Genomic DNA, 18995 nt, shown 5'->3' with positions numbered 1-18995 from the left:
AGTCGACAGGAGCGCTGCCGGAGCGGCTGCAGCGCGTCCACATGGTGGGCATCGGCGGCGCCGGCATGTCCGGCATCGCGCGGATCCTCCTGGCGCGCGGCGGGCGGGTGTCGGGCTCCGACGCCAAGGAGTCGCGCGGCGTCATCGCGCTCCGGGCTCGCGGTGCCCAGGTCCAGGTGGGCCACAGCCCCGAGGCGCTCGATCTGCTGCCCGGCGGGCCGACGGTGGTCGTGACGACGCACGCCGCCATCCCCAAGGACAACCCCGAGCTGGTCGAGGCGCAGCGGCGCGGCATCCCGGTGATCCTGCGGCCCGAGGTGCTCGCCGACCTCATGGACGGCTACCGCACCCTGCTGGTGAGCGGCACCCACGGCAAGACCTCCACCACGTCGATGGCGGTGGTGGGCCTGCAGCACTGCGGTGCCAACCCCTCGTTCGCGGTCGGTGGCGAGCTCAACGAGTCCGGCACCAACGCCTTCCACGGCACGGGCGACGTCTTCGTCGCCGAGGCCGACGAGTCCGACGGCTCGCTGCTGCAGTACGCGCCGGACGTGGTCGTGGTCACCAACGTCGAGGCCGATCACCTGGACTTCTTCGGCTCCGAGGAGAAGTACATCGCCGTCTTCGACGCCTTCACCGAGCGGATCCGTCCCGGCGGCGCTCTCGTCGTCTGCCTCGACGACCCGGGTTCGGCGGCGCTGGCGCAGCGCACCCACGCCGCGCTGCGCGCCCGCGGGGTCCGCGTGCTCGGGTACGGCGAGGGCACCCATCGGGACCTCGCGCCCGACGTGACGCTGATCGCCCAGCTGCTGGACTACAAGCCGCGCGCCGAGGGCGGCATGCTCAGGGTCCGCTTCTCCGACGAGAACCGGAAGGTCACCGAGCGCGCGATCCTGCTCTCCGTGCCCGGAAAGCACATGGCGCTCAACGCCATCGCCGCGACGATCGCGGTCGTCAACACCGGGCAGCCGACGGCGAGGGTGATCGAGGGCATCGAGGCCTTCGGCGGCGTGCACCGCCGGTTCCAGTTGCGCGGCACCGAGCAGGGCGTGCGCGTCTTCGACGACTACGCGCACCACCCGACCGAGGTCCGTGCCGTGCTCACCGCGGCGGCGGAGATGGTCGCCAAGCAGGCCGAGCCGGGCCGGGTGATCGTCGCCTTCCAGCCGCACCTGTACTCGCGGACCGAGCAGTTCGCGGCCGAGTTCGCGGAGGCGTTGAGCCTGGCCGACGAGGTCGTGGTGCTCGACGTCTACGGCGCGCGGGAGGCGCCGCTGCCGGGCGTCACGGGCGAGCGGATCGCCGAGAGGGTGACCGCCTCCGTGCACTACGTGCCGAGCCAGTCCGAGGTCGCCGGCGTGGTCGCCGGCCTCGCCGCCCCGGGCGACGTGGTGATCACCATGGGTGCCGGCGACGTGACGATGCAGGGCCCGACGATCCTCAACACGCTGGCGCAGCGCGGCGCCGAGGCGGGCGCGTGAGTGCTCCCGCGACGCGCAGGCGCGTACCGGGTCTGCGGCGCCTGCTGCTGGTCCTGTGCGCGGTGGCCGTGATAGTGGGTCTCGTTGCCGCCGCCTACTTCTCACCGGTGCTCTCTGCTCGCGACGTCTCCGTGACGGGCGCGACGAACGCCCCGGCGGATCAGGTCGCGAAGGTGGTGGAGCCGCTCAAGGGGCGCCCGCTGCTGCAGATCACCCCGGGCCAGCGCGACGCCTACGCGGCGCAGGTGATCGCGGTGAGCCCGTGGATCGACCGGGCGACGGTCACGGTGTCGTATCCGTCGACACTGGTCGTCGAGGTGACCGAGCGCGAGGTCGTGGCCTACGCGCAGCGGCCGGCCGGGACGGTGCTCGTCGACGCCAAGGGCGTGCCCTTCATCAAGGTGGGGGAGCCGCCCATCCTCACGCCCAAGCTGGTCGTCGACGACCCGAAGTCCGAGGACCCGGCGACGGCGGCGTCGATCGCGGTGCTCACGTCGCTCCCGCCGGACCTGCACGGGCAGGTCGTCGAGATCGGGGCCGATTCGCCGGCGAACGTGCGCTTCGTGCTGCGCGACAAGCGGGTCGTGTACTGGGGTGACGATCAGCGCGCGGCGGACAAGACCGCCGCGCTGCGGATGGTGCTGACGCGTCCCGGCAAGGAGTTCACCGTGATCAACCCGGACATGCCGACCACCCGCTGAGGGTGTTCTTCCCCTCACCGAGAACGTTTTTCCCGACACGCCCGCGCGCCTGCGGGGCAAGCGGCGTAGTGCCCTCTACCTTGGTTTCAGACCAGCTACTTGACATAACTTTAAGCCTTCTGTTGAGGTTTAGGGTTCGTCTCAGAAGCAACAGACTTCACATCAGGGGAAAGGCGAAACATGACCGCCGCGCACAACTACCTCGCCGTAATCAAGGTCGTCGGCATCGGCGGCGGCGGCGTCAACGCCGTGAACCGGATGATCGAACAGGGGCTCAAAGGCGTCGAGTTCATCGCGATCAACACGGACGCCCAGGCGCTCATCATGAGCGACGCCGACGTCAAGCTCGACGTGGGCCGCGACTCGACCCGGGGGCTCGGCGCCGGAGCCGACCCCGAGGTGGGCCGCAAGGCCGCCGAGGACGCCAAGGACGAGATCGAGGAGCTCCTCAAGGGCGCCGACATGGTCTTCGTCACCGCGGGCGAGGGCGGCGGCACGGGCACCGGCGGTGCGCCGGTCGTCGCGAGCATCGCCCGCAAGCTCGGCGCGCTCACCGTGGGCGTCGTGACCCGCCCCTTCACCTTCGAGGGCGCCCGCCGTGGCAAGCAGGCCGAGCAGGGCATCACGTCGCTGCGCGAGTCCTGCGACACGCTCATCGTCATCCCGAACGACCGGCTGCTGCAGCTGGGCGATGTGAGCGTCTCCGCGCTCGACGCCTTCAAGAGCGCCGACGAGGTCCTCCTCAACGGCGTGCAGGGCATCACCGACCTGATCACCACGCCGGGGCTGATCAACGTCGACTTCGCGGACGTCAAGAGCGTCATGTCCGGCGCGGGCAGCGCCCTCATGGGCATCGGTTCCGCCCGCGGCGAGGGGCGTGCCCTCAAGGCTGCGGAGGCCGCCGTGAACTCGCCGCTGCTGGAGACGTCGATGGAGGGCGCGCACGGCGTGCTCATGTCCATCGCCGGCGGCAGCGACCTGGGCCTGTTCGAGATCAACGAGGCCGCCTCGCTGGTGCAGGGCGCCTCGCACGAGGACGCCAACATCATCTTCGGCACGGTGATCGACGACAACCTCGGCGACGAGGTCCGGATCACGGTCATCGCGGCGGGCTTCGACGGCGGCGCGCCCGCCCGGCGCCCGGTGACCCGCATCGGCGGCCAGCACTCCGCCGTCGAGCAGCCGCCGGCGCCCGAGCCGGAGGAGGCACGCCGCGGCAACCCCTTCGGTGCCCGTCCGGCGCGCGCCAACGATCCGTTCGCGGCGGGCCCCGCGGGGCGCGAGACCCGGTCGGACGACGACTTCGACCTCGACGTCCCGTCCTTCCTGCAGAACCGCCGCTGAGGTTCCCTACGCCGACGGCGCTCCCGGTTCCGCCGGGGGTGCCGTCCGTAGTCTTGTGCCATGACTGATCCCGCGAACGCTCCTGTCGCCGCGCACCGTGTCCGGCGAGTGACCACCACTCGCGCGGGCGGCGCCTCGCAGGCCCCGTACGACACCTTCAACCTGGGCGATCACGTCGGCGACGATCCCGCCGCCGTCGCCGCGAACCGGCTCCGGCTCGAGCGGGAGATCGGTGTCGAGCCGGGACACGTGGTGTGGATGGAACAGATCCACAGCCGGAACGTCACCGTCGTCGACGGGCCGCGGGCGGAGCCCGTGGAGGCCACCGACGCCCTCGTCACGGCGGTGCCGGGCCTCGCGCTCGCCGTGCTCACCGCGGACTGCGTTCCGATCCTCCTGTCGGACGACGAGGCCGGGGTCCTCGCCGCGGTCCACGCGGGGCGCGTCGGCGCCCGGATCGGCATCGTGCCGGCCGTGATCGACGCGATGCGGGAGCTGGGCGCGCGTCCGGAGCGGATCGGCGCCTTCCTCGGCCCCGCGGCGAGCGGGGCGAAGTACGAGGTGCCGGCCTCGATGGCCGCCGATGTCGAGCAGCATCTGCCGGGGAGCCGGTGCCGCACCGAGAAGAACACCGACGGGCTCGACCTGCGCGCGGGAATCCGTCGGCAGCTGCAGGACCTCGGCGTCGCGGCGGTCGCGCAGGATCCGCGCTGCACCATCAGCGACCCCACGCTGTTCTCGCATCGCCGGGGCGCGCCGACGGGGCGCTTGGCCTCGGTGATCTGGATCGACACGGGGAAATGACATCGATGGGATTCGTGCGCGTGTCGGAACCGCCATTCGCCCGTCTTCCCTACTAATCTCACTTCCATAACGACAGTCACAACCGTCACACCAGCCCATGCAGGCGCCGAGGAAGGGCAAAGATGAGCACTCTGCACAAGGTCAAGGCGTACTTCGGGATGGTTCCGCTGGATGCCTACGACGACGGATACGTCGACGAGGGCACCCCGCAGCCGCGCGGTCGCCGCAGCCTCGACGACGAGTTCGACGACTACCGCGGCGAGCGCGGCTACGCCTACGACGGCCGGCGCGCGGACGACTACGACGCGTACGAGCCGGCGTACGCGGACGGCTACGACGCTCGCGGCGGGGCCTACGACGACCGCTACGGCGCCGCCTACGACCGGGGCTACCGCGAGCCCGCTCGGGCGCCGCTGCCGCGCCTGGAGCCGCTGCGGGACGTCTCGCGCTCCGTCGCCCCGTCCACCCGTGGCGCGCTGGCGATGGACACCCGTGCCGACGTGCTGAGCCAGGAGAACCCGATGTCCCGCATCACCACGCTGCGTCCCACCTCCTACGAGGAGGCGCGCACGATCGGTGAGCGCTTCCGCGAGGGCATCCCGGTGATCATGGACCTCACGGCGATGGACAACGCGGACGCCAAGCGTCTCGTCGACTTCGCGGCCGGCCTGACCTTCGCGCTGCACGGTTCCTTCGACCGGATCACCACCAAGGTGTTCATGCTGGCCACGGCCGATGTGGACGTCACGGCCGAGGATCGGGCGCGGATCGCGGAGACCGGTTTCTACAACCGCTGACGGATTCGGGCAGACTGTACAGGTGCAAGCATTCTGGCTCGTCGTCTACACGCTCCTCTCCATCTTCTGGTTCCTCCTCATCGTTCGGCTCGTGGTCGAGGTGGTGAAGTCCTTCGCCCGGGAGTGGTTCCCGAAGGGAATCGTGGCTCTGATCCTCGAAGGGGTGTTCACCGTCACGGATCCTCCTCTGAAGGCGCTCCGGAAGGTGCTGCCGTCGCCGCAGCTGGGGCCGATCCGCCTGGATCTGTCCTTCATCGTGCTGTTTCTGCTGGTGGCGATCGCTCAGCGGATCGTCGGCGGACTCGCCGCGTAGGTTCGATCGGGTTCGACTCCGAACGCGGAATCGGACATTTCATCGCGTGATTGTTGGGTGATGAGGAACAAACGGGTCTGGTGTGACAGGATGTGCACTAGTTACAGTGTTGGTCCGAGTGACTTGAGATCTGTCGAGCAGCCGAATTGAGGGGAAACGACCTATGAAGCTGACACCCGCCGACGTGCGGAACGTGGCGTTCAGCAAGCCGCCGATCGGAAAGCGCGGCTACAACGAGGACGAGGTGGATCAGTTCCTCGATCTGGTCGAGACCGAGCTCGCTCGGCTGATCGACGAGAACAACGATCTGCAGCAGCGCAACACCGAGCTCGAGCGCGAGCTCAGCGAGGCCCGCGCCGGCGGCGGCGAGCAGCCGTCGGCCGACAGCACCGTCGCCTTCGCGTCGCCCACGCCGAACGCGCCCGCCGTGGCCGCGCCGGCCGCCGCCGCGGCGCCCGCCGCGAGCGACGAGGACGCGCATGTCCGCGCGGCCAAGGTGCTCGGACTCGCGCAGGAGACCGCCGACCGGCTCACCAACAACTCGCGTGCCGAGGCCGAGAAGCTCGTCTCCGACGCGCGCGCCCAGTCGGAGGCCATGGTCACCGACGCCCGGCAGAAGGCCGAGTCCATGGTGGCCGACGCGCGGCAGCGCTCCGACGCGCTGCTCGCCGACGCGCAGACCCGGTCGGAGAACCAGCTGCGCCAGGCGCAGGAGCGCTCCGATGCGCTGCAGGCCGAGGCCGAGTCGAAGCACACCGAGATCATGACCACCATCAACCAGCAGCGCACTGTGCTGGAGGGTCGGATCGAGCAGCTCAAGACCTACGAGCGCGAGTACCGCACCCGCCTCAAGACCTACCTCGAGGGGCAGCTCGAGGAGCTGCAGTCGCTGCGCAGCGCCGCCCCGGTCGATCACGGCCAGGGTCGCGGCGGCGACTTCAACGACCCCGGCAACGCCGCCGGCGGCAACCAGCAGTACAAGTAACCGCTGGTACCAGCCGGTACTAGGGCGGAGTTCTCATGCTGCTAGCCGCACTGGGGGCGACGGTCATCGGGTTCATCCTGCTGATCGTCGCCCTGGTCACGGCCAATCTCTGGCTCGCGATCGCCTGCGTGGTGGTGTCGGTGGTGGGCGTCGGCCTGCTGCTCGGCGACGTCCTCACTTACCGCCGCGCCGATCGCGACAAGGCGGATCGGGCCACCGCGCCGTGGAGCCCGGGCGACCGGGACGACGAGGATGCCGACGACGAGGATGCGACGCCGGGCCGGTCGGCGCGCGCCGCCGCACCGGTCGAGGCCGAGGGCGACGCCGGGGCGCAGCCCGCGACGGACGACGACGCCACGCGGGAGGCCCGCACCGTCGGGCACGAGGAGTTCGGTCACCACGACGACGACGCGAACCCGACCACCCAGTTCGCGATGGGCCCCCTCGGCGGCCCGACGGGCTGGGAGCACGAGTCGCCCGCCGACACGGACGACGACGCCACCCGCGGTCTGTTCGCGCCGGGGAAGTACGACCCGGACATGACCGATCAGATCCCTCAGATCCGCATCGATCAGGCCTGGGGCACGGAGTGGACTCCGCCGCAGGAACCCGAGTCGGAAGATCCCGGCAAGAAATGACGTTGCACTGACCGCTATCCTTGGTGATAGCACTGCGTCGATCCGGCCATCACCGGGGAGCATCCGGAAGAACGGGCGGAACGCGCCCCAGTAGAACCGGACGGGTGGGCCCGTTACAGCCCGGTTCAAGTGGCGCCGCCCCGGAACACCGGGGAGACGCAAGCGGGGTGGTACCGCGGAGTCCGGCTAGAGGGCCGGGCATCGTCCCCGTGCTGGTAGTAGACGGCACGAGGAGTCACCGTGAGCGAGAAGCGCCCCTATCCGCTGGTCGACATGACCCGCGACGACGACGGCCCCGCCCGGACGGGCGCACCGTCGTTCCCCGATCTCGAGGAGCGCGTCCTCGCGTACTGGGCCGAGAACGACACCTTCCGCAGGTCCATCGCGAACCGCGAGAACAATGATGAGTTCGTCTTCTACGACGGTCCGCCCTTCGCCAACGGTCTGCCGCACTACGGCCACCTCCTGACCGGCTACGTCAAGGACCTCGTCCCGCGCTACCAGACGATGCGCGGCAAGAAGGTCGACCGCCGCTTCGGCTGGGACACCCACGGCCTGCCCGCCGAACTCGAGGCCGAGCGTCAGCTGGGGATCAAGGACAAGTCCGAGATCGAGACCATGGGCGTGGAGAAGTTCAACGACTACTGCCGCACCTCGGTGCTGCGGTACACCGAGGAGTGGCGCCAGTACGTCACCCGCCAGGCGCGCTGGGTCGACTTCGACAACGACTACAAGACGCTCGACCTGGACTTCATGGAGTCCGTCATGTGGGCGTTCAAGACCCTCCACGAGAAGGGCCTGATCTACCAGGGCTACCGCGTGCTGCCGTACTCCTGGTACGAGCAGACGCCGCTGTCGAACCAGGAGAGCAAGCTCGACGACGCCTACAAGATGCGTCAGGACCCGGCGGTCACCGTCGGGATGCCCCTGCGCACCAAGGGCACCCCGCTGGAGGCGCTCGACGGTGTCGAGGCCCTGATCTGGACCACCACGCCCTGGACACTGCCCTCGAACCTCGCGATCGCCGTGCACCCGGACCTCGACTACGTGCATGTGACGGCGCAGGACGGCTCCGCTTTCGAGGGGCACGACTACCTGCTCGCCGAGGCACGGCTGGGCCAGTACGCCCGCGAGCTGGGCGAGTCGCCGGAGGTCAAGGGCCGGTACAAGGGCCGCGACCTCGAGTTCGCCGCCTACGAGCCGCCCTTCGACTTCTTCGCCGGCCACCCCAAGGCCCACGTCACGCTGCTGGCCGAGTACGTGACCACCGACTCCGGTACCGGCGTCGTGCACCTCGCGCCCGCCTTCGGCGAGGAGGACATGGACCTCGCCACGGGCAAGTACGGCATCGAGGTCGTCCAGCCGCTCGATCCGGGCGGCAAGTTCACCGCGGCGGTGCCGGATTACGAAGGCCTCCAAGTGTTCGAGGCGAACCCGGTGATCGCCAAGGACCTCAAGGCCAAGGGCCGGCTGTTGCGGCACGAGACCATCGAGCACAGCTACCCGCACTCGTGGCGCTCGGGGCAGCCGCTGATCTACATGGCCGTGCCGTCGTGGTTCGTCGAGGTCACCAAGATCATCCCGCGCATGCTGGAGCTGAACCAGGACATCACCTGGAACCCGGCGCACATCCGCGACGGCCAGTTCGGCAAGTGGGTCGAGGGCGCGCGCGACTGGAACATCAGCCGCAACCGGTACTGGGGCGCGCCCATCCCGGTGTGGGTGTCCGACGATCCCGCGTACCCGCGCGTGGACGTCTACGGCTCGCTCGACGAGCTCGAGCGGGACTTCGGCGTGCGTCCGACCAACCTGCACCGCCCGTACATCGACGAGCTGACCCGGCCGAATCCCGATGACCCGACCGGGAAGTCGACCATGCACCGCGTTCCCGAGGTGCTGGACTGCTGGTTCGAGTCGGGCTCCATGCCCTTCGCGCAGGTCCATTACCCGTTCGAGAACCAGGAGTGGTTCGACAGCCACTTCCCGGGCGACTTCATCGTCGAGTACAACGGCCAGACCAAGGGCTGGTTCTACAACCTGCACGTGCTGGCGACGGCGCTGTTCGACAGCGCCGCCTTCCGCACGGTCGCGGCGCACGGCATCGTGCTGGGCCACGACGGCCTCAAGATGTCCAAGTCCAAGCGGAACTACCCGGACGTCAACGAGGTATTCAACCGCGACGGTTCCGACGCCATGCGCTGGTTCCTCATGGCCTCGCCCATCCTGCGCGGTGGCAACCTCGTGGTCACCGAGCAGGGCATCCGCGACGGCGTGCGGCAGACGCTGCTGCCCCTGTGGAACGCCTACTCCTTCCTGCAGCTGTACGCGGAGAAGCCGGCGACCTGGCGCACCGACTCGCAGGACGTGCTGGACCGGTACATCCTCGCGAAGCTCGCGCAGACCCGCGACGCGATGACCGAGGCGCTCGACACCTGCAACATCGCCGACGCCTGCGAGGAGCTGCGGCTCTTCGTCGACGCGCTGACCAACTGGTACGTGCGCCGCTCGCGCGCGCGGTTCTGGGACGGTGCCGATGCGGGCGCCTTCGACACGCTCTACACCGTGCTGGAGACCACCTGCCGGCTCGCGGCGCCGCTGCTCCCGATGGCCACCGAGGCCATGTGGCGCGGCCTCACGGGCGGCGAGTCGGTGCACCTGACCGACTGGCCCTCGGCGTCCGAGCTCCCCGCCGATCCCGAGCTCGTCGCGGCGATGGACGAGGTCCGCGACGTCTGCTCGGTGGCGTCCTCGGTCCGCAAGGCGAACAAGCTGCGCGTGCGGCTGCCGCTGCACACGCTCACCGTCGCCGGGCCCGGCGCGGAGAAGCTCGCGCCGTTCGCGTCGATCATCGCCGACGAGGTGAACGTGAAGGACGTGCAGGTCTCGCCGGATGCGGATCAGTACGGCCGCGTCGAGATCGCGGTCAACGCCCGCGCTGCGGGCCCGCGGCTCGGCAAGGACGTGCAGACGGTCATCAAGGCGGTGAAGTCCGGCGACTACGAGGTCGTCGACGGTGCCGTCGTGGCCGCCGGGATCGCCCTGCAGGACGGCGAGTACACCCGCAAGCTGGTCGCCGCGGCGCCGGACTCCACGGCGGAGCTGCCCGACGGTGCCGGGCTCGTCGTCCTGGACCTCTCGGTGGACGCCGCGCTCGAGGCCGAGGGCTGGGCCAAGGACCGCATCCGCGAGCTGCAGGAGGCGCGGCGTGCTGCCGGCCTCGATGTCAGCGACCGGATCGCCCTGGTGCTCGACGTGCCGGCCGAGCACGCGAGCGCCGCGCAGACGCACAAGGACCTGATCGCGGGCGAGGTGCTCGCCACCTCGCTGGAGCTCGCTCCGCTCGACGGGGATGCCGCCGCGGTCGATTTGGGCGACGGCGTCCGGGCCCGCCTGACGCGCGCCTGAGCGTTGTCGCGCCGTGGCTGAAGCGGGGCCGAGCGCGGAGGAGCGGAGCGCCCGCTGGGTGCTCCACTTCGACATGGACGCGTTCTTCGCGTCCTGCGAGCAGCTGACCCGGCCCACCCTGCGCGGGCGTCCCGTGCTGGTGGGAGGGCTCGGCGGCCGCGGCGTGGTCGCCGGCTGTTCGTACGAGGCGCGCGTCTTCGGCGCACGCTCCGCGATGCCGATGCATCAGGCGCGGCGCCTCGTCGGCGCCGCTGCGGTGGTGCTGCCGCCGCGCGGCGCGCTGTACGGCACCGTCAGTCGGCGGGTGTTCGCAACGGTGCGCGAGCTCATCCCCGTCGTCGAGACGCTGTCCTTCGACGAGGCCTTCGGTGAGCCCGTCGAGCTGGCTGGAGCGACCACGACCGAGGTGGTGGCCTTCGCCGAGGAACTGCGCGCCCGGATCATGGCGGAGACAGGGCTCGTCGCCTCCGTCGGCGCGGGGGCGGGCAAGCAGGCGGCGAAGATCGCCTCCGGCCTCGCCAAGCCCGACGGGGTGTCGGTCATCCCGCCCGCGGCGCAGGAGTCGATGCTGTACCCGCTGCCCGTCCGGAAGCTGTGGGGCATCGGTCCGGTGGCGGGGGAGCGGCTGTCCCGCTTGGGCATCGACACCATCGGGCAGTTCGCGGCGATGAGCGAGGTCGAGGTGGTCTCGGTCCTCGGCGTCACCCTGGGGCCGGCGCTGCACAGGCTCGCTCGCGGCGAGGACGATCGGCCGGTGGCGGTGAACGGCGAGGCGAAGTCGATCAGCGCCGAGCACACCCTCGAGACCGACGTGACCACCATGAACGCCCTGCGCCGGGAGATCGACCGCAGCGCCGAGCACGCCCTCCGGAGGCTGCGCCGCGACGGGCGCGGAGCGCGCACCGTCGTGCTCAAGCTCAAGCGGTCCGACATGTCCCTGCTCACCCGCTCGGCGACGCTCCCGTCCGCCACCACCGACGGTGCCGTGCTCACCGCGACCGCGCAACGCCTCGCGCTCGATCCGATGGAGATCGGTGGTCTCCGGCTGGTCGGCGTCGGCTTCTCCGGGCTGAGCAGCGTGGAGCAGTTCACCCTGTTCGGGGAGGAGCCCGCGGAGGCCCCCGATGCCGACGTCTCCGAACGCGACGCGGCTGCGGCGTCGGCCGAGGCCGAGGTCGAGGTGCCCGCCGTCGGCTGGCGGCCGGGCATGGACGTCCGTCACCCCGAGTTCGGGCACGGCTGGGTGCAGGGTGCGGGCCATGGCGTGCTCAGCGTCCGCTTCGAGACCCGCACCTCCGGCGCCGGCCGCATGCGCAGCTTCAAGGCCGACGATCCCGAGCTCCGCGAGGCCGACCCCCTCGACTCCCTCGACTGGCCGGCCGAACACCTACGGGCCGCCGAGGAGGACGAGGACGACTGAGTTCTGCTCCCCGTACGCGGCGAAGTCGTTGCCGCCCAGGGGCCCTGCGCGATCACGCCGGATCGGCTATCGACAGAAGATTCGAGTAACCCGGGTGGTTCGGGAGTGGGTGCCGCCCACGGTCGGGAGGGGACGCGGGTCACTGTCCGTCGGCGGTCAGTAGCCCACGCAGTCGCTCGAGATCGGCGCGCACCGTCGCGCAGTCCCGCTCGAAGTCGGCGTCGCTCGCGCCGAGACGCCGGACGGTGAACAGCACCTCGGCTCCGTCGGGGTGGGCGAGGACGCGCAGCGGATTGTTGATGACGGTGCCGTCGGGCAGCGTCACGTCGTGATCGAGCACGCCGAACGGATTGTCCGGCGCGAACCGCACCCGGACCGCGCCCATCGGAGAGTCGGTGATGAGGTCGTCGCCGTCGACCCGTACTCCGGTCGCTAGTCCGGCGGCCCAGCGGACCAGGTTCTGCGGATCGCGGGCATAGGAGTAGACCACCGACGCGGGGCGGGCGATGACGACGGCGATGTGGCGGGATTCGTCGACCATCCCGAAACCGTACCCGGGTTAGGGTGCAGGAATGGGGAATCGATTCGCTCAGCGCAACCAAGTGGTGCCGGAGGAGCTGCGCTACGGAACGCTGGTGCGCGTGCTGCCGGAGGATCGACTGCGCGCCGCATCGATGCTGGTCTATCCGGGGTACCTCACCGCCGGGCACGCCGCTGCGGTCCTGCAGGCTGCGGGAATGAGCGTGGCGGACAGCGAGGAGACGGTCCGCACCGCGCAGGCGAGGTATCGGGCCCACCTGGACGATTCGGAAGGGCGGGGCGACTGGGAGCGCTTCGATGCGGCGTGCGACGAGATCGCGGCGCAGGGAATCGTGGTGCGGCACAACTTCACCTGCTGCCGGACCTGCGCCAACGAGGAGATCGACGACGAGCGCGCCGGCGAATGGGGCTACGTCTACTTCACCCAGCAGGACGCGCTGGAGCTCGCCTATGGTCAGGCGCAGGTCTACCTCGGATTCGGTACGTTCACCGATGTGGCCCGCCCCGATGTGGACGTCGCCGCCGAGGTGACCCGGGCGCTGGCGAAACAGGGCCTGGCCTTCGAGTGGGACGGCGCGGGCACCACGCGCGTACAGGTCGTCGGCATGGACTGGCGCCGCCCACTGGCCTGAGGCCACCGACCGGATCGAACAGCGCAGGCAGGAGACACGATGGCACCGGTGCTCGACGGGATCGTGGTCGCCGACTTCAGCAGGGTGCTCGCCGGGCCGTTGGCGACGGTGACGCTCGCCGACCTCGGTGCCGACGTGATCAAGATCGAACGACCGGGCGCGGGGGACGACACCCGCGCCTGGGGTCCGCCCTGGACGGAGCGCACCAGCGCGTACTTCGAGGCAGCGAACCGGTCCAAGCGCAGTATCGAGCTCGATCTCGACGACCCCGAGGACCGCGACGCCGCCCGGGAGCTGGTGCGCCGGGCCGACGTCCTCGTGGAGAACTTCCGCAGCGGGGCGCTCGACGCGAAGGGCCTCGGCTACGACGAGGCCGCCGCGATCAACCCGCGCCTGATCTACTGCTCCGTCACGGGTTTCGGCTCGGAGGCGGGCGCGGCGCTGCCGGGCTACGACTTCCTGGTCCAGGCGCTCGGCGGCCTGATGAGCATCACCGGTGAGCCGGACGGCGACCCGATGAAGGTGGGAGTCGCCCTCGTGGACGTCCTCACCGCGAAGGACGCCGTCGCCGGGATCCTCGCCGCGCTCTTCGAGCGGGAGCGGTCGGGCCTGGGCCAGCACGTCGAGGTGAACCTGCTCTCGTCGCTCCTCGGGTCGCTCGCGAATCAGGGCGCGAACTTCCTCGCGACGGGCAGCGCACCTTCGCGGCTGGGCAACACCCACCCGTCGATCGCGCCCTACGAGGCGCTGCGCTGCCGCGACGGCCTGCTGGCCGTCGCGTGCGGCAACGACGGACAGTTCGCGCGACTCGTGGCCACCGCCGGCGCCGCCGAGCTCGCCCGGGATCCGCGGTTCGCGACGAATCCGGACCGCGTGCGTCACCGCGCCGAGCTGGTCGCGCTGCTCGAGGAGCGCCTGGCGGCGGACCACGCGGAGGAGTGGGCCCGCCGGCTCACGGAGGCCGGGGTGCCGGCCGGTACCGTGGGCGACGTCGCCTCGGGGTTCGCGCTCGCCGACCGCCTGGGCCTGCGCCCGCGCGTCCACATCGGCGACGGTGCGATGGATCAGGTGCGCAGTCCGATCACTTTGTCCCGCACTCCCGTCGGCGACTACCGCCGGCCGCCGGCGCTGGGCGAGCACACGGAATCCATCCGCGCGGACCTGGGGTCACCGCCCCAGGTACGCGCCGATCCACCGCGGGCCCACCCCGGCGGCCAGCAGGGCGAGCAGCACGATGCGCGCCTGCCCGGGGCGCAGACGGCGCGATAGCAGGGCGCCCGCGGCGACGAGGTCGGCCGCGCCCCCGCCCCCGCCGTAGGCGGCGTCGACGGGGCCGGTGGCGATGCGGGTCGAGACGACCACCACCACGCCCGCGTCGAGGGCACGCCGCACGGCGTCCGCGAGCGCCACCGTCGTGTTGCCGCTCCCGGTGCCCGCGACCACGATCCCGCGTGCGCCGGCGGCGACGGCCGCGTCGACGAGGGCACCGTCGGCCCCCGGGTAGGAGGCGACGACGTCCACCCGGACGTCGGCGACCGGGGCGTGCTTGGCCAGCAGGCGGTGCGGCGCCGTGCCGCGCAGCTCGGCGACCGGGATGCCGCCGGAGAAGGGTTGCGGCGCGACGGTCGACAGTTTCGCGAGTCCGCGCACCGTCTGCACCTCACCGGCGAAGGACACCAGCACCCCCAGCCCCCGGTACGCGGGATCGGCCGCGACCGCGATCGCCTCCGCGAGGTTCGCGGGACCGTCGGCGACGGGGGAGTCCGCCGAGTGCTGGGCACCGGTGAAGACCACGGGCCGCGGGTCGGCATGAGCGAGGTCCACCAGGAGTGACGTCTCCTCCATGGTGTCCGTGCCGTGCGTCACGACGACCCCGGCGACGTCGGGGTCCGCGAGGGCGTCGGCGACCGCGGCGCGGATCTCGTCCAGCTGGTCGAGCGTCAGCGCGGACGAGTCCGCGGCCGTCACATCGCGGACCGTCACCCCGACCCCCGTCACCGCGCCGGCCGTCGCCACCAGCGCCGCACCGGCGTCGGCGGGCACGGCGGCGCCGGAGTCGTCGTGGCGGCTGGCGATGGTGCCGCCCGTGGCGAGCACGATCACTTCAGGCATGCGTGCAGCATGTCACGCCCGGTGCGGGGAACGGTGGCGCACCGCCCCACGTTTGGCATAGTGGAGGCCGCAGAACGACGGTCGGACGGAGGTGAATCTCTCGATGCGTGGACGGGTCCTCATGGCCCCCGCCGCGGTGCTCGTGGGCCTGGCCTGCGGTGCCTGCAGTGGGGAGAACACCGAGTCGCGGTCGAGCACCCCTTCCGCCGTCTCCGTCCAGGTGACGGAGGCGCCGTCGAGTACGCCGGACCGCGCGCCCTCGACGCAGCAGCTCGAGGAGATGCTGGGCCGGGCGGTCGATCCGAAGGTCCCGCTCGAGGAGAAGGTCCAGCTGGTGCAGGGCGCCACCACCGCCGACGGCCCGCTGTTCGACGAGCTGGTCAAACTGCGCAGCGACAACCCTCAGGTCAGCTGGCACATCGGCCGTCCCGTGCTGGAGCAGCCGGGCCAGGCGAAGGCACAGTTCTCGGTGCTCATGGGCGGCACCAACCAGCTCGCGTACGCCTCGCTCGCCTTCGACGAGGGCCGTTGGAAACTGCAGAAGTCCTACGCCTGCCAGATGATCACCCAGGTGGGGCGCGACTCGCCGTCCTGCCACTGACCGCGCGGACGGCCCACGCTCACTGCGGCCCGAACCGGTAGACGCTGCCCGTCTTCTGGGTGAGCTTCTTCGCCGGGTCGTCGCCGACGAGGGTCCGGCCGCCCTCCAACTGCACGCCGCCCTGTCCGAAGGCGCGCGCCGGATCGATGTCGACGGTCCCGTTGCCCTCCGAGGTGAAGCTCTCGATCGTCAGAGTGCTGTCGCTGCCCGGCACGCGGAAGACGGAGTCGACGGGCGATTCGTCGACCTTCGCCTTGAGCTCGGGCCGTTCGACGGTGCCGCCGAGCGTCACCCGCATCGTCTGCGTGAGGGTGCTGTCGGCGCGGATGGAGCGGGTCACCGTCCAGGTCGCGCCGGGGGCGACGGGTTCGGCGGGGAGCGGGATGAGCCGCAGGAAGGTCTGCAACAGGGCCTGCTCGAAGGCTCCCTGGGCCTCGGAGGAGGCGTCGGGCGGCGCCGCCAGCGTGAACGAGCGCACCTCGCCGCTCGCGGCCAGCTTCACCCGTGCCACCGACCCGTCCTCCACCTCGAGAGCCTTCGTCGTCGCGGGGTCCGTGGAGCGCGGCGCGGAGAAGAAGAGGTAGACGTCGAGCGGATCGGCGCACGCGGGCTGCGCGGCCAGCGGCAGCGTCACATCGCGGTTCCCGCCGGAGGGCTGCTCGCCCGCCACCTGCGAGACCTGCAGCGAGTTGGTGAACAGCGCGTACTCGGCGACCGCGGTGGGGCGGACCGTCAGCGGGCGCGGCGCCCCCTCGCCGGGGGAATCGAGCACGACCTTCGCCTGCGGGACGTCCACCGTGACCGCGTGCCCCGGAAGCGTGGGCGGGAGCGCGGCGCACCCCGCCGTCGCAGCGGGCGCCGCGACCGACTGCCGGGCCGGCGCCGCGGAGGAGGCGCCGGCGTCCGCCGGCTCGCCCCCGCCGCACCCCGCCAGGGCCGCGCCGAGCGCCACCGTCGACACCGCCACCACCGGGACCAGCCGCAACCGCTTGCCATGCACACCGCCACCGTAGTGGATGATGGAGCCATGGATTCCCCCGCAACCGCGCGGCCGAGCTGGTATCGGAGCCCGCGCATCCTCCTGGCGGTGGTCGCGATCGCGGTCTTCCTCATCGACCTGGCAGCCAAGACCACGGTGGTCCGGCACATGACCCTGGGCGAGAAGATCCACGTGCTCGGCCCGTTCAGCCTGTACTTCGTGAAGAACCCGGGTGCGGCGTTCTCGATGGCCACCGGATACACGTGGGTGCTCACGCTGATCGCGGTCGGCGTGGTGGTGTGGATCGTGCGGATGGGCTCCAAGCTCACCTCGCTGCCGTGGGCCCTCGGTCTCGGCCTGGTGCTGGGCGGTGCACTGGGCAACCTCGCCGACCGCATCTTCCGCGCCCCGGGTGTCTTCCGCGGACACGTCATCGACTTCTTCTCCGTCGGCGATTGGTTCCCCGTCTTCAACACGGCCGACTCCGCGATCAGCGTCGCCGCGGTGCTGCTCGTCGCGCTCACCCTGTTCGGTCGCGATCCGTACGAGGGCTTCGGTGAGAAGCGCACGCGCACCCCTGACCAGAACGGCGCCGAGGGCGCCCGCACCACCGGACCGGAGGCGACCGATGCGTGAGTCCCGCACCATGCCGGTACCCGACGGGCTCGACGGCCTGCGGGTCGACGCGGGCGTCGCCCGCCTGCTGGGTCTGTCCCGCACCGTCGTCACCGAGCTGGCGGCCGAGGGGTCCGTCACGCTCGACGGGGTCGCGGTCGGCAAGTCCGACAAACTGCGCGCCGGCGCCCTGCTCGACGTGACGCTGCCGGAGCCCGCGCGTCCGCTGGAGATCGTCGCCGAGCCGGTGCCGGGGATGAACATCCTCTACTCCGACGCCGACATCGTTGTCGTCGACAAGCCCGTGGGCGTCGCCGCGCACGCCTCCGTCGGCTGGACCGGCCCCACGGTGATCGGCGGCCTGGCCGCCGCGGGGTTCCGGATCTCCACGTCGGGCGCGCCGGAGCGGCAGGGCATCGTCCACCGCCTCGACGTGGGAACCTCGGGCGTCATGGCCGTCGCCGTCTCCGAGCGCGCCTACACCGTGCTCAAGCGGGCGTTCAAGCAGCGCACCGTCGACAAGCGCTACCACGCGCTGGTACAGGGCCACCCGGACCCGATGTCCGGGACGATCGATGCGCCGATCGGGCGGCACCGCAGCTCCGACTGGAAGTTCGCGGTCACCAAGGACGGCAAGCCGTCCATCACGCACTACGACACGATCGAGGCCTTCCAGGCCGCGACGCTGCTCGACGTGCACCTCGAGACCGGCCGGACGCATCAGATCCGCGTGCACTTCGCCGCGCTGCACCACCCGTGCTGCGGCGACCAGACCTACGGCAGCGACCCGGTGCTCGCCAAGCGGCTCGGCCTCGACCGCCAGTGGCTGCACGCCCGGACGCTCGGCTTCACGCACCCCACGAAGGGGGAGTACGTGGAGTTCACCTCGCCCTACCCCGACGATCTGCAGAGCGCCCTGGACGTCCTGCGGGACGCGTGAGCCGCACTGGGACCGCCCGCGGGGCAGCGGGCTGGGGCGCGCTGCTCGTCGTCGCCCTGGGGCTGGCCTTCTGGCTGGGTTCGGCGACGCCGGTGCGGAATGTGCGGCCCGACGGTGACCGGCTCGGCCCGCAGTCCGGTCAGGCGGTCGCGGAGTACCTCGCGGCCGCCCGCGCATCCCTGGGCGCGGCGCCCGCGGGGGAGCGGCGCTGGGCTCTGCTCTCCCCGGCCGCGGAATGGACGCCCGACGAGGTGTGGACCCGCGCCGCCGGACTCGACCGGGTGGGGCGCGTGCTGGTGCGGGTGCGCATCCCGGGCGTGCAGACCCCGACCGCGGCGGTGGCGCCCGGCCAGAGCAGGGAGGGCGTAGCGGCCGTGAACGAGCTCGCCGCGCTGGCGATGCCGGGGCTGGTCGCGCCCGGCGCGCGCGGCGACGCGATCGCGCGGGTCACGGCGTCCCGGCTGCGCGCCGGGGTGCCCGCGGTGGTCGGCGTCGTGGTGTGGGGCACGGGCGACGCCCTGCGGGCGGTCGCCGGTCGACCCGGTGTCCGGTCGGTGCAGGTCCTCCCGCGCGACGGTGCCCGGTTCGGCGTCTCGGCCCTGCTCCCGTCCTACACCGACACCGTGACTCCGGGCCCCGACGATCGCCCGGTGCCGGCCCGTTAAATTACTGTTCTACATCTGTATCG

At 71.4% G+C, this 18995-nt stretch carries 19 protein-coding genes; 16 read left to right on the top strand and 3 right to left on the bottom strand.

What is annotated here, in order from left to right:
* Positions 1–41 precede the first annotated feature (41 nt).
* From murC to FK530_RS07675, 10 genes are all read left to right on the top strand, one after another.
* Complete coding sequence (gene murC, locus FK530_RS07720) at positions 42–1481, top strand: UDP-N-acetylmuramate--L-alanine ligase (protein WP_223120746.1); 1440 nt, start codon at positions 42–44, stop codon at positions 1479–1481.
* A complete protein-coding gene (locus tag FK530_RS07715; protein ID WP_146486453.1) occupies positions 1478–2182 on the top strand; it encodes a cell division protein FtsQ/DivIB in 705 nt (234 codons plus the stop codon). The genes murC and FK530_RS07715 overlap by 4 nt, the downstream gene beginning before the upstream one ends.
* Before the next feature lie 180 nt (positions 2183–2362).
* Complete coding sequence (gene ftsZ / locus FK530_RS07710; RefSeq protein ID WP_146486452.1) at positions 2363–3526, top strand: cell division protein FtsZ; 1164 nt, start codon at positions 2363–2365, stop codon at positions 3524–3526.
* A gap of 60 nt (positions 3527–3586) precedes the next feature.
* Positions 3587–4330 (top strand): peptidoglycan editing factor PgeF, encoded by a 744-nt coding sequence (pgeF, locus tag FK530_RS07705; RefSeq protein WP_146486451.1) that lies wholly within the window; start codon positions 3587–3589, stop codon positions 4328–4330.
* 122 nt (positions 4331–4452) lie between these two features.
* Positions 4453–5127, top strand: a complete 675-nt coding sequence (locus FK530_RS07700; RefSeq protein WP_146486450.1) for a cell division protein SepF — start codon at positions 4453–4455, stop codon at positions 5125–5127.
* 22 nt (positions 5128–5149) lie between these two features.
* The gene (locus FK530_RS07695) at positions 5150–5440 is read left to right on the top strand and encodes a YggT family protein (protein ID WP_146486449.1); all 291 of its coding nucleotides are present in this window, start codon (positions 5150–5152) and stop codon (positions 5438–5440) included.
* Positions 5441–5603: 163 nt separating this feature from the next.
* Entirely contained in the window at positions 5604–6425 is an 822-nt protein-coding gene (gene wag31, locus FK530_RS07690) for a DivIVA-like cell division protein Wag31 (RefSeq protein WP_146486448.1), read from the top strand.
* A gap of 35 nt (positions 6426–6460) precedes the next feature.
* Positions 6461–7063 (top strand): hypothetical protein, encoded by a 603-nt coding sequence (locus FK530_RS07685; RefSeq protein ID WP_146486447.1) that lies wholly within the window; start codon positions 6461–6463, stop codon positions 7061–7063.
* A 273-nt stretch (positions 7064–7336) separates the two neighbouring features.
* Complete coding sequence (ileS, locus tag FK530_RS07680; RefSeq protein WP_223120744.1) at positions 7337–10468, top strand: isoleucine--tRNA ligase; 3132 nt, start codon at positions 7337–7339, stop codon at positions 10466–10468.
* A gap of 73 nt (positions 10469–10541) precedes the next feature.
* Complete coding sequence (locus FK530_RS07675) at positions 10542–11888, top strand: DNA polymerase IV (protein ID WP_223120743.1); 1347 nt, start codon at positions 10542–10544, stop codon at positions 11886–11888.
* A gap of 139 nt (positions 11889–12027) precedes the next feature.
* Here the strand turns inward: FK530_RS07675 and FK530_RS07670 are convergent, their stop codons facing one another.
* On the bottom strand, positions 12028–12429 hold the full coding sequence (locus FK530_RS07670) for an SRPBCC family protein (protein ID WP_146486444.1): 402 nt from the start codon (positions 12427–12429) through the stop codon (positions 12028–12030).
* A gap of 31 nt (positions 12430–12460) precedes the next feature.
* On the opposite strand from FK530_RS07670, the gene FK530_RS07665 reads away from it, so the two are divergent.
* Positions 12461–13060, top strand: coding sequence for a DUF6891 domain-containing protein (locus FK530_RS07665; protein ID WP_146486443.1), 600 nt, complete (start codon positions 12461–12463; stop codon positions 13058–13060).
* 39 nt (positions 13061–13099) lie between these two features.
* Positions 13100–14329 (top strand): CaiB/BaiF CoA transferase family protein, encoded by a 1230-nt coding sequence (locus FK530_RS07660; protein WP_146486442.1) that lies wholly within the window; start codon positions 13100–13102, stop codon positions 14327–14329.
* Here FK530_RS07660 and FK530_RS07655 read toward each other — a convergent pair.
* A complete protein-coding gene (locus FK530_RS07655; RefSeq protein WP_146486441.1) occupies positions 14228–15172 on the bottom strand; it encodes an asparaginase in 945 nt (314 codons plus the stop codon). The genes FK530_RS07660 and FK530_RS07655 overlap by 102 nt on opposite strands.
* A gap of 103 nt (positions 15173–15275) precedes the next feature.
* Between FK530_RS07655 and FK530_RS07650 the strand changes: the two genes are divergently transcribed.
* On the top strand, positions 15276–15773 hold the full coding sequence (locus FK530_RS07650; protein ID WP_146486440.1) for a WKL family lipoprotein: 498 nt from the start codon (positions 15276–15278) through the stop codon (positions 15771–15773).
* A 19-nt stretch (positions 15774–15792) separates the two neighbouring features.
* On the opposite strand, the gene FK530_RS07645 is transcribed toward FK530_RS07650, so the two are convergent.
* Positions 15793–16773 carry a hypothetical protein gene (locus tag FK530_RS07645; protein WP_146486439.1) on the bottom strand — a complete coding sequence of 327 codons (981 nt, stop codon included), beginning with the start codon at positions 16771–16773 and terminating at the stop codon, positions 15793–15795.
* Between the two features lie 27 nt (positions 16774–16800).
* Between FK530_RS07645 and lspA the strand changes: the two genes are divergently transcribed.
* The 3 genes from lspA to FK530_RS07630 are packed head-to-tail and all read left to right on the top strand — an operon-like array spanning position 16801 to position 18972.
* The gene (gene lspA, locus FK530_RS07640) at positions 16801–17388 is read left to right on the top strand and encodes a signal peptidase II (RefSeq protein WP_146486438.1); all 588 of its coding nucleotides are present in this window, start codon (positions 16801–16803) and stop codon (positions 17386–17388) included.
* Entirely contained in the window at positions 17381–18307 is a 927-nt protein-coding gene (locus FK530_RS07635; RefSeq protein ID WP_146486437.1) for an RluA family pseudouridine synthase, read from the top strand. The genes lspA and FK530_RS07635 overlap by 8 nt, the downstream gene beginning before the upstream one ends.
* Positions 18304–18972: a hypothetical protein gene (locus tag FK530_RS07630; protein ID WP_146486436.1), complete on the top strand. Its 669-nt coding sequence runs from the start codon at positions 18304–18306 to the stop codon at positions 18970–18972. The genes FK530_RS07635 and FK530_RS07630 overlap by 4 nt, the downstream gene beginning before the upstream one ends.
* The last annotated feature ends 23 nt before the right edge of the window (positions 18973–18995 follow it).

This window comes from Tsukamurella conjunctivitidis (assembly GCF_007858475.1).
Classification (GTDB): domain Bacteria; phylum Actinomycetota; class Actinomycetes; order Mycobacteriales; family Mycobacteriaceae; genus Tsukamurella; species Tsukamurella conjunctivitidis.
This window is presented reverse-complemented; position numbering and strand designations above follow the sequence as displayed.